The 15,033-nt window shown below is 64.5% G+C and carries 15 protein-coding genes; 8 read left to right on the top strand and 7 right to left on the bottom strand.

What is annotated here, in order from left to right; genetic code table 11:
- Positions 1-88: 88 nt before the first annotated feature.
- The 5 genes from MST27_RS19810 (at position 89) to MST27_RS19790 (ending at position 5,066) form a co-directional block, all read left to right on the top strand.
- The gene (locus MST27_RS19810) at positions 89-802 is read left to right on the top strand and encodes an ABC transporter permease (protein ID WP_243607644.1); all 714 of its coding nucleotides are present in this window, start codon (positions 89-91) and stop codon (positions 800-802) included.
- 9 nt (positions 803-811) lie between these two features.
- Positions 812-1,705: a glycine betaine ABC transporter substrate-binding protein gene (locus tag MST27_RS19805; protein ID WP_243607643.1), complete on the top strand. Its 894-nt coding sequence runs from the start codon at positions 812-814 to the stop codon at positions 1,703-1,705.
- A 7-nt stretch (positions 1,706-1,712) separates the two neighbouring features.
- Positions 1,713-2,366 (top strand): ABC transporter permease, encoded by a 654-nt coding sequence (locus MST27_RS19800; RefSeq protein ID WP_243607642.1) that lies wholly within the window; start codon positions 1,713-1,715, stop codon positions 2,364-2,366.
- A 16-nt stretch (positions 2,367-2,382) separates the two neighbouring features.
- Positions 2,383-3,537, top strand: a complete 1,155-nt coding sequence (locus tag MST27_RS19795) for an ABC transporter ATP-binding protein (RefSeq protein ID WP_243607641.1) — start codon at positions 2,383-2,385, stop codon at positions 3,535-3,537.
- Between the two features lie 365 nt (positions 3,538-3,902).
- The gene (locus tag MST27_RS19790; RefSeq protein WP_243607640.1) at positions 3,903-5,066 is read left to right on the top strand and encodes a type III PLP-dependent enzyme; all 1,164 of its coding nucleotides are present in this window, start codon (positions 3,903-3,905) and stop codon (positions 5,064-5,066) included.
- Between the two features lie 210 nt (positions 5,067-5,276).
- Here MST27_RS19790 and MST27_RS19785 read toward each other — a convergent pair whose 3' ends face one another.
- Positions 5,277-5,969 (bottom strand): SIMPL domain-containing protein, encoded by a 693-nt coding sequence (locus MST27_RS19785; RefSeq protein WP_243607639.1) that lies wholly within the window; start codon positions 5,967-5,969, stop codon positions 5,277-5,279.
- Positions 5,970-6,120: 151 nt separating this feature from the next.
- Between MST27_RS19785 and MST27_RS19780 the strand changes: the two genes are divergently transcribed.
- The 3 genes from MST27_RS19780 to MST27_RS19770 all read left to right on the top strand — a co-directional run bounded on the left by MST27_RS19780 (position 6,121) and on the right by MST27_RS19770 (position 9,050).
- Entirely contained in the window at positions 6,121-7,377 is a 1,257-nt protein-coding gene (locus MST27_RS19780) for an ATP-binding protein (RefSeq protein ID WP_243607638.1), read from the top strand.
- 34 nt (positions 7,378-7,411) lie between these two features.
- A complete protein-coding gene (locus MST27_RS19775) occupies positions 7,412-7,972 on the top strand; it encodes a response regulator transcription factor (protein ID WP_243607637.1) in 561 nt (186 codons plus the stop codon).
- Positions 7,973-8,108: 136 nt separating this feature from the next.
- A complete protein-coding gene (locus MST27_RS19770) occupies positions 8,109-9,050 on the top strand; it encodes an AEC family transporter (protein WP_243607636.1) in 942 nt (313 codons plus the stop codon).
- Between the two features lie 7 nt (positions 9,051-9,057).
- Here the strand turns inward: MST27_RS19770 and MST27_RS19765 are convergent, their stop codons facing one another.
- The 6 genes from MST27_RS19765 to gatC all read right to left on the bottom strand — a co-directional run bounded on the left by MST27_RS19765 (position 9,058) and on the right by gatC (position 15,022).
- Complete coding sequence (locus MST27_RS19765) at positions 9,058-10,155, bottom strand: calcium/sodium antiporter (RefSeq protein WP_243607635.1); 1,098 nt, start codon at positions 10,153-10,155, stop codon at positions 9,058-9,060.
- A gap of 32 nt (positions 10,156-10,187) precedes the next feature.
- Positions 10,188-11,273 carry a calcium/sodium antiporter gene (locus MST27_RS19760; protein WP_243607634.1) on the bottom strand — a complete coding sequence of 362 codons (1,086 nt, stop codon included), beginning with the start codon at positions 11,271-11,273 and terminating at the stop codon, positions 10,188-10,190.
- Positions 11,274-11,306: 33 nt separating this feature from the next.
- Complete coding sequence (locus MST27_RS19755) at positions 11,307-11,687, bottom strand: septal ring lytic transglycosylase RlpA family protein (protein WP_243607633.1); 381 nt, start codon at positions 11,685-11,687, stop codon at positions 11,307-11,309.
- A 122-nt stretch (positions 11,688-11,809) separates the two neighbouring features.
- Positions 11,810-13,255, bottom strand: a complete 1,446-nt coding sequence (gene gatB / locus MST27_RS19750; protein ID WP_243607632.1) for an Asp-tRNA(Asn)/Glu-tRNA(Gln) amidotransferase subunit GatB — start codon at positions 13,253-13,255, stop codon at positions 11,810-11,812.
- A gap of 13 nt (positions 13,256-13,268) precedes the next feature.
- Complete coding sequence (gene gatA, locus MST27_RS19745) at positions 13,269-14,720, bottom strand: Asp-tRNA(Asn)/Glu-tRNA(Gln) amidotransferase subunit GatA (RefSeq protein ID WP_243607631.1); 1,452 nt, start codon at positions 14,718-14,720, stop codon at positions 13,269-13,271.
- Between the two features lie 14 nt (positions 14,721-14,734).
- Positions 14,735-15,022, bottom strand: a complete 288-nt coding sequence (gene gatC / locus MST27_RS19740) for an Asp-tRNA(Asn)/Glu-tRNA(Gln) amidotransferase subunit GatC (protein WP_243607630.1) — start codon at positions 15,020-15,022, stop codon at positions 14,735-14,737.
- Positions 15,023-15,033 lie beyond the last annotated feature (11 nt).

Raw genomic sequence — 15,033 nt, 5'->3', positions numbered from 1 at the left:
GTCGGAGAACCGTGGGGAACGGCAACGGGACGGTGCGCTGGCTGGCCAGGCTCCGTCTCGTGATGGCTTGGCTCGACCGGAATCGCGCATGGAAAAAACCTGGGGAAAGCCGCTCGCGGCGTTGATTGCGCTCACGGTGGTGCTGGCGCTGCTTGTACGCGGGATCGGCATCGACACGCTGAAATCGTCGCGCGGCGACCTGATCTTCTATCTGCAATCGCACCTGTGGCTGGTTGGCGCATCGATGCTGCTCGCGCTGGCGATCGGCATTCCGGCGGGCGTGCTGCTCAGTCGGCCGAGCATGGCGCGCAGTGCCGAGCGTTTCATGCAGATCTTCAACATCGGCAATACCATCCCGCCCCTGGCGGTGCTGGCGATTGCTCTGGGCGTTGCCGGGATTGGCGACGGGCCGGCGATCTTCGCGTTGTTCGTGGCCTCGCTGCTGCCCATCGTGCGCAACACCTTCGAGGGCCTGAAGAACGTGCCGGGCGCGCTGAAGGAAGCGGCCACCGGGATCGGCATGACACCGGCTCAGGTGCTCTGGCGGGTCGAGTTGCCCAACGCGGTGCCGATCATCGTCGGCGGCGTGCGGGTGGCGTTGGCGATCAATGTCGGCACGGCGCCACTGGCCTTCCTGATCGGCGCCAACAGCCTGGGCAGTCTGATTTTCCCCGCCATTGCCCTGAACAACCAGGAACTGTTGCTGCTCGGGGCCGGCACTACCGCCTTGTTGGCGCTACTGCTCGACGGGGTGGTGACGCTGGCCAGCCGGACCTGGCTCGAACGTGGCCTGGCCCACTGAGGATCACCCATGACCCGATGGCACTCGATCGTAATTGCCCTGCTGTATGTCTGTATCTCCGGGCTTTCCCACGCTCAGGAGAAGCCCCTCATCAGGATCGGCGCCAAGGTGTTCTCCGAGCAGCGCATCCTCGCGCAGATGACTGCCCAGTACCTGCAGAGCAAGGGCTACCGGACCCGCGTGGTGGCCGGGCTCGGCAGCACCGTCGCCCGCAGCGCGCAGGAAAACGGCGAGCTGGATCTCAACTGGGAATACACCGGCACCTCGCTGTTCGCCTACAACAACCAGACCGAGGTGCTGCCGCCGGACGAGTCGCTGGCGCGGGTGCGCGAACTGGATGCCGCCAAGGGACTGATCTGGCTGGAGCCGTCGCGGTTCAGCAACACCTACGCGCTGGCGGTGCCACGGGAGGTTGCCGAGCGTGACGGCATCACGACCATCAGTGACCTGGCGCGGGTGGTCAACGACACCGACGAGCCACACCTGATCGCGTTCGACATCGAGTTCGCCAACCGCCCGGACGGGCTGGCTCCGCTGGTGAAACGCTACAACCTGCAGCTGACGCGCAATGAGGTCCGCCAGATGGACCCGGGGCTGGTCTACACCGCGCTGCGCAATGCGCAGGTCTACGCCGGCCTCGTCTACACCACGGACGGCCGCCTGGACGAGTTCGACCTGGTGCTGCTGGAGGACGACCGCCAGTACTTTCCCGATTACACCGCCGCACCGGTGATCCGTCGCGATGTACTGCAGGCTAATCCCGAGCTCGCCGACCTGCTCGCGCCGTTGGCGCGATTGCTGGACGACGACACCATGCGTTCGCTCAACGCTCGCGTGGACATCGGCCACGAGACGCCTTCGGCGGTGGCCGCCGACTTCCTGCGTCAGCACGACCTGATCTGAGGCCCGAATGGACTGGTTATCGACATTTGCCTACATGGACTGGACGCGGGTCGGCGAACTGACCCTGCAGCACATGGCGCTGGTCGGCGTCGCGGTGGGACTGGCCGTGCTCGTCGGCGTTCCTCTGGGCGTGGCAATGACACGCTTTCCCTGGCTCTCGGGGCCGTTGCAAGGCGCGGCCACCGTGGTGCTGACCATCCCGTCCATTGCCTTGTTCGGCCTGATGATGCCGCTGTACTCGAAGATCGGGCAGGGCCTGGGGCCGTTGCCGGCGGTGACCGCGGCCTTTCTCTATTCACTGCTGCCGATCATGCGTAACACCTACCTCGCGCTGACCAACGTCGAGCCGGGCATACGCGAGGCGGGCAAGGGCATCGGCATGACCTTCTGGCAGCGCCTGCGCATGGTCGACATCCCGCTCGCCGTGCCGGTGATCCTCGCCGGCGTGCGCACCGCCGTGGTGATGAACATCGGCGTCATGACCATCGCGGCAGTGATCGGTGCCGGTGGGCTGGGCGAACTCATCCTCACGGCCATCAGCCGCAGCGACATGGCCCAACTGATCGTCGGCGCCATCATCGTCAGCATCCTCGCGATCATCGCCGACCTGTTGCTGCAGTGGCTGCAACGTACATTGACGCCCAAGGGGCTGCGCACTTGAGTGCCGGAGAGCATCCATGATCGAACTCGACCAGCTGACCAAGACCTTCAAGCAGAAGAACGGCAAGGACGTCACGGCCGTGGACGCCGTGAGCCTGACGGTGAATGAAGGTGAAATCTGCGTCTTCCTCGGCCCCTCGGGCTGCGGCAAGACCACGACGCTGAAGATGATCAACCGGCTGATCCAGCCCACCTCGGGGCGGGTGCTGATCAACGGCGAGGACACTGCCGGCCTCGACGAGGTCGCGCTGCGGCGCAACATCGGCTACGTGATCCAGCAGATCGGCCTGTTCCCCAACATGACCATTGAGGAAAACATCACCGTGGTGCCTCGGCTGCTGGGCTGGGACCGCAAGCGTTGCCAGGCGCGCGCCATGGAATTGATGAGCATGGTGCAGCTCGATCCGAAGCAATACCTCAGGCGCTACCCGCGCGAACTCTCCGGTGGCCAGCAGCAGCGCATCGGTGTGATCCGCGCGCTGGCCGCCGATGCGCCGCTGTTGTTGATGGACGAGCCCTTCGGCGCGGTCGACCCGATCAACCGCGACGCCATCCAGAACGAGTTTTTCCAGATGCAGCGAGCGCTGAACAAGACCGTGATCATGGTCAGCCACGACATCGACGAAGCAATCAAACTCGGCGACCGGATTGCGGTCTTCCGCGCCGGGAAACTCGTGCAGTTCGACCATCCCGATACCTTGCTGGCGCAGCCGAAGGACGAGTTCATCGCCAGCTTCGTCGGGCAGGACGCGACCCTCAAGCGCCTGCTGCTGATCCGCGCCGAGGAGGCGGCGGACAATGCGCCCTCGATCCGCCCGGAGACGTCGATCGGTGACGCGCTCGAACTGATGGAGGAGCACGACCGCCGCCATCTCGTCGTGACGGATGCAGCCAACAAGGCGCTCGGTTATGTACGCCGGCGCGAGCTGCGCGGGCAGGCCGGTGCGGTGCAGGTCTTCGTCCATCCCTTTGCCGCCACCGCGGCCTTCGACGAGCACCTGCGCATCCTGCTGTCGCGCATGTACCAGTTCAACCGCGCCTGGCTGCCGGTGCTCAGCGCGGACAATGACTTTCTCGGCGAGGTGACCCAGGAATCGATCGCCGATTACCTGAGCTCCGGGCGCTCTCGCGGCAAGACCCGCATCGTATCGCCAGCCGAGTCGCTCGGCTGACGGCGGTCGTCGTCGCCGGGAGGAACATCCCCGCGTCATATCGGTCCGTTTGAATACGGAAGGTTTGCCCGCACAGTTCGAAAAAGGGAGCGAACGCGGATTTTTCGTTGATCTCGACCAGCTGTGGTTCTAAAGTTCGCGCCCGAACGTCCATGCTGGAAACGATCCATCCGGCTCAAGTACTGACGACGAGAGGTTGCCGGTTTTCGAACCTGACGAGCATGGCTCGCCGGGTTTACCGGGACCGGTGATGCTCGGCGACATGCCTTGGGAAGTAGGCGAACCAAAATGGGGAAACTGTCAGACGTTCACGGCCATGCGCCACCCCACTGCTCACTCTTCCGTTCCGCCAACTGGAGCCTTGCATGTCGATCAAGATCGAAGACTACTATCCGCGCGAAACCTTCCAGAAGATGAAGGCCTTCGCCGATGAGCGCGAAACCCCGTTCGTCGTCATCGACACCCAGATCATCAGCGATTCGTACGACCAACTGGTCAGCAACTTTCCGTTCGCCAAGATCTACTACGCCGTGAAGGCCAACCCGGCCACCGAGATCACCGAGCTGCTGCGCGACAAGGGCTCGAACTTCGACATCGCCTCGATCTACGAACTGGACAAGGTCATGGCCACCGGTGTCGGCCCTGAGCGCATCAGCTACGGCAACACCATCAAGAAATCCAAGGACATTCGCTACTTCTACGAGAAGGGCGTGCGCATGTTCGCCACCGACTCCGAAGCCGACCTGCGCAACATCGCCAAGGCCGCGCCGGGCTCGAAGGTCTACGTGCGGATACTCACCGAAGGCTCCAACACCGCCGACTGGCCGCTGTCGCGCAAGTTCGGCTGCCAGACCGACATGGCGCTGGACCTGCTGATCCTCGCCAAGCAGCTGGGCCTGGACCCTTACGGGATCTCCTTCCACGTGGGCTCGCAGCAGCGCGACATCGACGTCTGGGACGCCGCTATCGCCAAGGTCAAAGTGATCTTCGAACGCCTGAAGGAAGAGGACGGCATCGTCCTGAAGATGATCAATATGGGTGGTGGCTTCCCGGCCAACTACATCGCCAAGACCAACGACCTGACCACCTACGCCGACGAGATCATCCGCTTCCTCAAGGACGACTTCGGCGACGAGCTGCCGGAAATCATCCTCGAGCCGGGCCGGTCGTTGATCGCCAATGCTGGTGTGCTGGTCTCGGAAGTGGTGCTGGTGTCGCGCAAGTCGCGCACCGCTGTCGAGCGCTGGGTGTTCACCGACGTGGGCAAGTTCAGCGGTCTGATCGAAACCATGGACGAGTCCATCAAGTTCCCGATCTGGACCGAGAAGAAGGGCGAGATGGAAGAGGTGGTGATCGCCGGCCCGACCTGCGACAGCGCCGACATCATGTACGAGCACTACAAGTACGGCCTGCCGCTGAACCTCTCGAGCGGCGACCGCCTGTACTGGTTCTCCACGGGTGCCTACACCACCAGCTACAGCGCGGTGGAATTCAATGGCTTCCCGCCGCTGAAGGCTTACTACCTGTAAGCGCGGACCACCCGCACGCAGAACGCCGCGACCTTCGCGGCGTTTTCGTTTGTTGACTGCGGGTACTGCCTGCGGTCCGGGGCAAGCCCCTTGCGGGCGGTCCGCCTGAGCCGCGAGTGTTTACAGACGACATGCGTCCGCCGCCTCGGCGTGCCTGGCGCCAGGGGAGAGGACCGTGTCGCCTGGCTGGCGACACGGTGGGCGCATCGGTCAGGGCATCTGGACTTCGATGACACCGTCGGCGCTGATGCTGATCTGCCGGGTGCCGGCTTCGATATCCGGCGTCGGCATGGCGTCCATGTGCTTCATGGCGACGCTGCGCATTTCCGGCTGGTAGCCGCCGCCACTGTTCAGGTTGAGGCTGACGATCTTGTAGTCACGCCCGCCCAGGGCTTCGGTGGCCAGTTGCGCGCGGGCGCGAAAGGCGGTCACGGCGTCCTTGAGCAGGGCATCCTCGTTCTGCTGGCGGATCGGGTCGGAGACGCTGAAGGACATGCCGCCCATTTTCAGATCCTGCATCAGCGCGGCGGTGAGCTTCGACAGGCTGGTGAAATCGCTGCTTTCCAGGCGCAGCTCGGCGCGCTCACGCCAGGCGGTGATCTGCTGGCCCTTCTCCTCGTACACCGGATAGCTGCTGCGGCTACCCTGGTTGACGCGGACGTTCTTGGCCTGGCGCGCCTGCTGCAGCGCCTTATTCATCGCTTCGGTGGTGCGGGCCGCCAACTGCGCCGGATCCTCGTGCTGGGACTCGGTGTAGAGGGTGACATGCATCAGGTCCTGGGCGACCTCGCTGCTGGCTTCGGCGCGCAGCGAAATCTGGTTGTAGCGTGGCTCATCGGCGACTGCCGGCAGGCAGGCGATGCAGGCCAGCAGCGCGAGGCTGCGTGGAACGGAGACGAACATGAAAGCTCCTGTATTCATGGGGCACCGGAGGTGCGGCGCGAAAGACTTTAGCCTTTTGACGGCCGGTGCGCATTTTTCCGTGCGTCGCGTTGCCGCACAGAGGCAGCCCCGGCGGGTGCTTGGTTATACTCGCGGCACCTTTGGAGAGCCCATGTACCCTACCGTCCAGCTACTGTCGGCGAGTCGCCAGAACCTACGCCTGCTCACCCTGATCCGTGTGCTCGTGCTTGCCGCTCAGGCCGGTGCGGTGGGTATCGCCTACGCCAGTCAGATGGTCGCGTTGCCCTGGCTGAACCTCGGCATCACGCTAGTGATCTCGGCCACCATCTGCCTGACGACCGCGTTGCGCCTGCGCGGCCCCTGGCCGGTGACGCACCTCGAATATGCCGTGCAGCTGGGCGCGGACCTGCTGATCCACAGTGCGCTGCTGTATTACTCCGGCGGTTCGACCAACCCCTTCGTGTCCTACTACCTGGTGCCGTTGACCATCGCGGCGGCCACCTTGCCGTGGCTGTATTCGGTCGTCTTGTCCGGGCTCGCGCTGGCGGGCTACACGCTGATGCTGGTCTGGTATGACCCGGTGATCGCGCCGCCCGTGGAGCGCACCACCATGCTGGTCTACGGCATGTGGCTGAGCTTCGCGCTGGCGGCCGCCCTGATCACCTTCTTCGTATCGCGGATGGCCGAGCAGCTGCGGCGCCAGGAGGAGTTCCAGTCCCAGCGCCGCGAAGAGAGCATGCGCGATCAGCAATTGCTGGCCGTCGCCACCCAGGCGGCTGGCGCCGCGCACGAGTTGGGCACGCCCTTGGCGACCATGAGCGTGCTGCTCAAGGAGCTGCGACAGGACTACAAGGAGCCTGCGCAACTGAGCGAGGATCTGGCTCTGCTTCAGTCGCAGGTCCAGTTGTGCAAGGACAGCCTGCGCCAGCTGGTCCGCGCGGCCGAGGCCGACCGCCGCCAGGCGATCGTCGAGCAGACGGCCCGCGAATGGGTCGAGTCGGTCCTGCAACGCTGGCACCTGATGCACCCCGAAGCGACCTATCGCTTCCAGTGCCTGGGCAAGGGCACGCCACCACGCCTGATGCCATCGGCCGACCTTGGCCAGTCGCTGTTGAATCTCTTGAACAACGCCACCGACGCCAGCCCCGACAACCTGGACATCCGCCTGGACTGGGATGCGCAGTGGATCAAGCTGACGATCCGCGACCACGGCGCCGGCGTACCCCTGGCCATCGCCGAGCAGATCGGCCGGCCGTTCATCACCACCAAGGGCAAGGGATTCGGGCTCGGGCTGTTTCTCAGCCAGGCCAGCGTGACCCGTGCCGGCGGTACGGTGAAGCTCTACAATCACGAGGATGGCGGTACCTTGACCGAGCTGCGCCTGCCGCACGGCTCGGTGCGGGCCTGAACCCTGAGGTGACAACTATGCGAGGAAAGCGGACATGACCGAAGAGTTGCAGCACGAAGGCGAAGATCAGCCCCATCTGCTGCTGGTCGATGACGACCCGACGTTTACCCGTGTCATGGCGCGGGCGATGAGTCGTCGTGGCCTGCATGTCAGCATCGCCGGCTCGGCCGAGGAAGGCCTGGAGATGGCGAAGCAGGACCTGCCGGACTACGCCGTACTGGACCTGAAGATGGAAGGTGACTCCGGGCTGGTACTGCTGCCCAAGTTGCTTGAGCTGGACCCGGAGATGAAGGTGTTGATCCTTACCGGCTATTCCAGCATCGCGACCGCCGTCGAGGCCATCAAGCGAGGTGCCTGCAACTACCTGTGCAAACCGGCCGATGCGGATGACGTGCTCGCGGCGTTGCTGTCCAAGCACGCCGACCTCGATACCCTGGTGCCGGAGAACCCGATGTCGGTGGACCGGTTGCAATGGGAGCACATCCAGCGCGTGCTGGCCGAGCACGACGGCAACATCTCCGCGACCGCCCGCGCGCTCGGCATGCACCGGCGTACCCTGCAACGCAAACTGCAGAAGCGTCCGGTCAGGCGGTAGTCGCGCAGCCGAGGCGGGAAGCGAGAAGGTTCGGCTCTTGGCCACGGATCAGCGTGCGCGACCGTGCCTGCCGGTTGACGCGAAGACCGCGGGCTAGAAGACTTCCAGCTTCCAGCTCCAACATCGGTCGTTTTTCATGCTCCCCTTGGTTTTGCAGACGCTGAGCGTCACCGCTCCGGTCTTCGTCATGCTGTTCATCGGCGTGCTGTTGGTGCGCTTGCGCTGGATCGACGGCGCCTTCATCCATACGGCATCGACCCTGGTGTTCAAGGCGACGATGCCAACGCTGCTGTTCCTGTCGGTCATCAAGGCCGACCTCGATGCGGCCTTGCAGCCGAGGCTCCTGATCTATTACATCCTGGCGACCGTGGCGGGGTTTCTGTTGGCGTGGGCCTGGGCGATCTGGCGGTGCCCATGGGCAGATCGGGGCGTTTATGTGCAGGGTGCGTTTCGCGGCAACAACGGGGTGGTTGGGTTGGCGCTGGCGACCAGCCTCTATGGCGATTACGGGCTCTCGCTGGGCGGTGTCCTCGCCGGTCTGGTGATTCTGCTCTACAACAGCCTGTCGGCCGTGGTGCTGGCCATCTACAGCCCGGACGGCCGTGCCGATGCGGGTGACATCATTCGCAGCATCCTGCGCAACCCGCTGGTCATCGGGGTGACGTCGGCCATCCCCTTCGCCTATTGGCAGGTTCCGTTGCCGGAATGGTTGATGACTTCCGGGGAGTATTTCGCCCAGTTGACCTTGCCGTTGGCGCTGATCTGCATCGGCGGCACGCTGACGGTTTCGGTCCTGCGCGAGAGCAGCAGCCTGGCAATGAGCTCGAGCCTGATGAAGATGGTCTGGTTTCCGCTGCTGGCGACGCTAGGGGCCTGGTTGTGCGGGTTCCGGGGCGCCGAACTGGGCATCCTGTTCCTGTACTTCGGCTGCCCCACTGCTGCATCCAGCTTCGTCATGGCGCGTGCGGTCAATTCCAATCACCAGCTGGCGGCGACCATCATCGTCATCACCACGCTGGGCGCGGCGCTGACCATCAACGTCGGGCTCTTCCTGCTGCACTGGCTGGGCTGGATCTGACCGCCGCTCAGTGGCGCTGTGCCTTCCAGGCACGACCGGCGATGATCGCCAGTGTCACGGCGGTCAGCGGCAGCGCGTAGCCGATCATCGCATCACCGAAGGCATCGGCTGAGGGGCGGCCGGTGCTCACCATCACCAGGTAGACGGTATAGGCGACGTAGTACGCCAGGAACAGCAGGCCTTCCCAGCGGTTGATGGCGTAACCGGTAAAGAAGATCGGCAGGCAGGCGAGCGCAACCGCAATCATCACCGGGAAGTCGAAGGCCAGCGCATTGGCGGCTACGGCGATGGCCTGCGGCGAGACCAGCGAGGCGAGGCCCAGCACGCAGAACAGGTTGAAGATGTTGCTGCCGACGATGTTGCCCACGGCAATGTCCCGCTCACCCCGAATGGCCGCCAGGATCGAGGTGGCCAGCTCCGGCAGGGAGGTGCCGACCGCGATGACCGTCAGGCCGATGACCAGTTCGGACAGGCCCAGCGCACGGGCGAGGGATACCGCGCCTTCGACGAGAAAATGCGAACCGCCCACCAGCAGCGCCAGCCCGACGATGACCAGCGCGGCATTGATCAAGGTGGCATAGGGCTTGGGCTGGCCTTCCAGGCCGTACTCCTTGGCGAACTCGTCCTCGGTGTCACCGCCGCCGGCTGCGGCGGCGCGTCGGCTGCTGACGATCAGAAACGCGGTGTAGCCGAGCACACCGGCAAACAGGAGCGCCCCGTCGAGGCGGCTCAGCGAGCCGTCCCAGGCGAGGGCGTAGGTGACCAGGCTGGCACCGATCATCAACGGCACGTCCAGACGGATCAGCTGGCGCGAAACCACCAGCGGAGCGATCAGCGCGGTCAAACCCAGGATCAGCAAGACGTTGGCGATGTTGCTGCCCAGCACGTTGCCGATGGCGATGTCGCCACTGCCGTTCAACGAGGCCTGAACGCTGACGGCTGTCTCCGGTGCACTGGTACCGAACGCCACGACCGTGAGCCCGATGATCAAGGGCGGAATGCCAAACTGTGCGGCCAACTTGGCGGCACCGCGCACCAGCACCTCGGCGCCGGCCACCAGCAGTACCAGGCCGGCGATCAAATAGACAGACGTCATCAGGGTCACGAAGGGCTTCTCCGGAGAAGGGACGGAATGGCTTAGCGCTGGAGCTTCCAGGCGCGCAGAAAGATCACGAAAAGCGTGATGGCGGTCAAGGGCAATACGTACCAAGTCATTGCATGGCGCAGCAGGCTGATCGCGGGCAGTCCGGTCGAGAACATCACCAGGTAGAGGGTATAGGCGCCGTAATAGCCGAAGAACAGCAGGCCCTCCCAGCGATTGATGCGATAGCCGGAAAAGAAGATCGGCAGGCTGGCGATGAACACCGCCAGCATCACCGGCAGGTCGAAGGCCAGGGCGTTGGGTGAAATGGACAACCCGTCGGCGGAAACCACCGCGCCGGCCCCGAGCACGAGGAGCAGGTTGAAGATGCAACTGCCAACCACGTTGCCCACGGCGATGTCACGTTCGCCTCGGTAGACCGCCAGGAGCGAGGTCGCGAGTTCAGGCATCGAAGTACCGACCGCGATGACGGTCAGGCCGATGACCAGTTCCGACAGCCCGAGTGCACGGGCCAGGGCCACCGCACCTTCGATCAGCAGGTTCGAGCCCAGCACCAGCAGGCCCAGCCCCAGCACGATCAGCAGCAGTTGCACCAGCCAGCCGAACGGGTGGCTGTCGCCCTCGACGGGTGGGGCCTCCACCGCCTCCAGCGTGGCGGCGAGCTTTCTGTCCCGCTTGCTCAGGATGATCAGAAACAGGGTATAGAGCAGGAGAAACGCCAGCAGCACCATGCCGTCCAGGCGGCTGACGCTGCCGTTCCAGGCAAGCAGGAAGGTCAGGACGCCGGCGCCGATCATCACCGGCACGTCCAGCCGCACCAGCTGGCGTGACACCAGCAGCGGCGCCACCAGCGCGGAGAGACCGAGGATCAGCAGGATGTTGGCGATGTTGCTGCCAATGACGTTGCCGACCGCGATGTCGCCGCTGCCTTCGAGAGACGCCTGGATGCTGACCGCGGTCTCCGGCGCGCTGGTACCGAAGGCGACGACGGTCAAGCCGATGATGAGTGGCGATACCCCGAATCGGGCTGCAAGGTTCGACGCGCCGCGCACCAGGGCTTCGGCTCCTGCCACCAGCAGTATCAGGCCGGCAATCAGGTAGGCGAACGTCAGCAGGGTCATCGGGGCTCCTTGTGATGAGGTTGGTGTGGCGGGTCAGTCGAGCGTTTCGATCTTGACCGGGGCCACGCCGTCTTCCAGCAGGTCAATCCGGTTCGCGGCGACCCGGGACAAGTCGATGATCCGCCCCGGCTTGTAGGGCCCGCGATCATTGATGCGCACGGTCACCTGCTTGCCGTTGTCCAGGTTGGTCACCTGCACGCGGGTGTCGAATGGCAGCGTCTTGTGCGCCGCGACCAGTTCGTTCTGGTTGAAGGTTTCACCGCTGGCCGTTTCCTCGCCGTGGAAGCTGCGCGCGTAATACGAGGCCTTGCCCTGTTGGGTCAGGCTGCTCTCGGTGGCGTCCGCCTCCGGCGAGTCCATGCAGCCAGAGACCAGCGCCAGCAGCATCGGAGCGATCAGCAATCGGTTTCGCATGGCTCAGATCCTTCCTGACAGGTCAGGCAGGGTGGTTGGCTTAAGGTTCGCAGTATTCGAACCTTTCACCTCGCAGCCGTTCCCGGGTGCCCGATCACTGGCACCCGGGGCGGCGTCGTGGCTCAGCCTTCGAGCTTGCGCTTGAGCAGTTGGTTGACCTGCGCCGGGTTGGCCTTGCCCTTGGACGCCTTCATCGCCTGGCCGACGAAGAAGCCGAACATCTTGCCGCGCTTGGCTTCGTCGCTGGCGCGGTACTGCTCGACCTGCTCGGCATTGGCGGCCAGCACTTCGTCGAGCATCTTCTCGATCGCACCAGCGTCGGTGACCTGCTTGAGGCCCTTCTTCTCGATGATTGCGTCGGCCGAACCTTCACCGGCGGCCATGGCCTCGAAGACCATCTTGGCGATCTTGCCGCTGATGGTGTTGTCCTTGATGCGCAGGATCATGCCGCCCAGCTGCTCGGCGGAAACTGGTGACTGCTCGATGTCCAGGCCTTCCTTGTTGAGCAGGCTGGACAGCTCGCCCATCACCCAGTTGGCCGCCAGTTTGGCATCGCCGCAGGTGGCGTTGACCTGTTCGAAGTAGTCGGCCATCTCGCGACTGGCGGCCAGCACTGTGGCGTCATAGGCCGACAGACCGAACTCGCGCTCGAAGCGTTCGCGCTTCTGCACCGGCAGTTCCGGCAGGCTGGCGCGCACTTCGTCGAGGAAGCTTTGCTCGATTACCACCGGCAGCAGGTCAGGGCAGGGGAAGTAGCGGTAGTCGTTGGCTTCTTCCTTGCTGCGCATGGAGCGCGTCTCGTCCTTGTTCGGGTCGTACAGGCGGGTTTCCTGCACCACCTTGCCGCCGTCCTCGATCAGCTCGATCTGACGCTGCACCTCGTGGTTGATCGCCTTCTCGATGAAGCGGAAGGAGTTGACGTTCTTGATCTCGGCGCGGGTGCCGAAGGCTTCCTGGCCTTTCGGGCGTACCGACACGTTGCAGTCGCAGCGCAACGAGCCTTCGGCCATGTTGCCGTCGCAGATGCCGAGGTAGCGCACCAGGGCGTGGATCGCCTTCACATAGGCGACGGCCTCCTTGGCGCTGCGGATGTCCGGCTCGGAGACGATCTCCAGGAGCGGCGTGCCGGCACGGTTCAGGTCGATACCGCTCATGCCGTGGAAGTCTTCGTGCAGGCTCTTGCCGGCGTCCTCTTCCAGGTGCGCGCGGGTGATGCCGATGCGGCGCGTGGTGCCGTCTTCCAGGGTGATGTCCAGGTGGCCCTTGCCCACGATGGGGTGATCCATCTGGCTGGTCTGGTAGCCCTTGGGCAGGTCGGGGTAGAAGTAGTTCTTGCGGGCGAAGACGTTCTTCTCGGCGATCTCGGCGTCAATGGCCAGGCCGAACTTGCAGGCCATGCGCACGGCCTCGGCGTTGAGCACCGGCAGGGTGCCGGGCATGCCGAGGTCGACCAGGCTGGCCTGGGTGTTGGGCTCGGCGCCGAAGGTGGTGGCGCTGCCGGAAAAGATCTTCGACTGGGTGCTGAGCTGTGCGTGGATTTCCAGCCCGATCACGGTTTCCCATTGCATCTGTTCGATCTCCTCAGAATCCGGCCGGGGCGCGCAGGTGCCAGTCGGTGACCTGCTGGTACTGGTGCGCAACGTTGAGCAGGCGGCCTTCCTGGAAGTAGGGCGCCAGCAATTGCACGCCCACCGGCAGGCCGTCGATAAAGCCGGCCGGCATCGACAGGCCAGGGATGCCCGCCAGGTTGGCGGTGATGGTGTAGATATCCTCGAGGTAGGCCGACACCGGATCGGCGTTCTTCTCGCCCAGCTTCCAGGCCAGGTTCGGCGTGGTCGGGCCGAGGATGAGGTCGACCTCCTCGAAGGCACTGACGAAGTCGTTCTTGATCAGCCGGCGAATGCGCTGTGCTTTCAGGTAATAGGCATCATAGTAGCCGGCCGAGAGCGCGTAGGTACCGACCATGATGCGCCGCTTGACCTCGTCACCGAAGCCTTCGGCGCGCGAGCGCTTGTAGAGGTCGGTGAGGTCGACGGGGTCCGCGCAGCGATAGCCGAAGCGTACGCCGTCGAAACGTGACAGGTTGGAGCTGGCTTCCGCGGGCGCAATGACGTAGTAGGACGGAATCGCATGCTGAGTGTTCGGCAGGCTGATCTCCTTGACCGTGGCACCAAGCGCCTTCAGCTCCTCGACGACAGTCATCATCGCGTCGGCGATCTTCGGGTCGAGGCCGGCGCCGAAGTATTCCTTCGGCAAGCCGATGCGCAGGCCGGTCAATGGCTGGCCGAGCGCGGCGAGGTAGTCGTCGACGGGCTGATCGACACTGGTCGAGTCCTTCGGGTCGAAACCGGCCATGGCCGAGAGCATCAGCGCACAGTCCTCGGCGGTGCGCGCCAGCGGGCCGCCCTGGTCGAGGCTCGAGGCGTAGGCGATCATGCCCCAACGCGAAACGCGGCCGTAGGTCGGCTTGAGGCCGGTGAGGTTGGTCAGTGCAGCTGGCTGGCGGATCGAGCCGCCGGTGTCGGTGCCGGTGGCCGCGGGCAGCAGACGCGCCGCGATGGCCGCCGCGGAGCCGCCAGAGGAGCCGCCGGGGACGCGGGACAGGTCCCAGGGATTCTTCACCGGGCCGTAGTAGCTCGACTCGTTGGCCGAGCCCATGGCGAACTCGTCCATGTTCAGCTTGCCCAGCGACACGGCACCGGCCTGGGCGAGGCGCTCGACGACCGTGGCGTCGTAGGGTGATTTGAAGGCATCGAGAATTCGAGACCCGCAGCTGGTCCGAATACCCTGGGTGCAGAACAGGTCCTTGTGACCGATTGGCGCACCAAGCAGCGCACCGCTCTCGCCCTTCGCGCGGCGTGCATCGGCCGCTTTCGCCTGGTCCAGTGCCTGCTGCTCGGTAACGGTGATGAAGCTGTTCAGCTGCGGATCGAGCTGCTGGATACGCGCCAGCAGCGCACGGGTGAGTTCCTCGGCCGAGAATTGCTTGTCGGCCAGCGCCCGGGCGATCTCGGCAAGAGTCAATTGATGCATGTCGGCGTCCTTCATTACTCGATCACCCGTGGAACCAGATACAGGCCCTCTTCGACCGCTGGCGCGATGGCCTGGTAGGCGTCGCGCTGATTGCTTTCGGTGACCACGTCGGCGCGCAGGCGCTGATGGGTCTCCAGCGGATGGGCGAGTGGTTCGATGCCGGTGGTGTCGACTGCCTGCATGCGGTCGATCAGGCCGAGGATGTTGTTCAGGGTCTCGGTGGTGCGGGGCAGGTCGGCTTCATCCAGACCCAGGCGGGCCAGGTGAGCGATCTTTTCCACTTCGGAGCGTTCAAGCGCCATCGGGAGTCTCC

This window comes from Stutzerimonas marianensis (assembly GCF_022810315.1).
GTDB lineage: Bacteria > Pseudomonadota > Gammaproteobacteria > Pseudomonadales > Pseudomonadaceae > Stutzerimonas > Stutzerimonas marianensis.
This window is presented reverse-complemented; position numbering and strand designations above follow the sequence as displayed.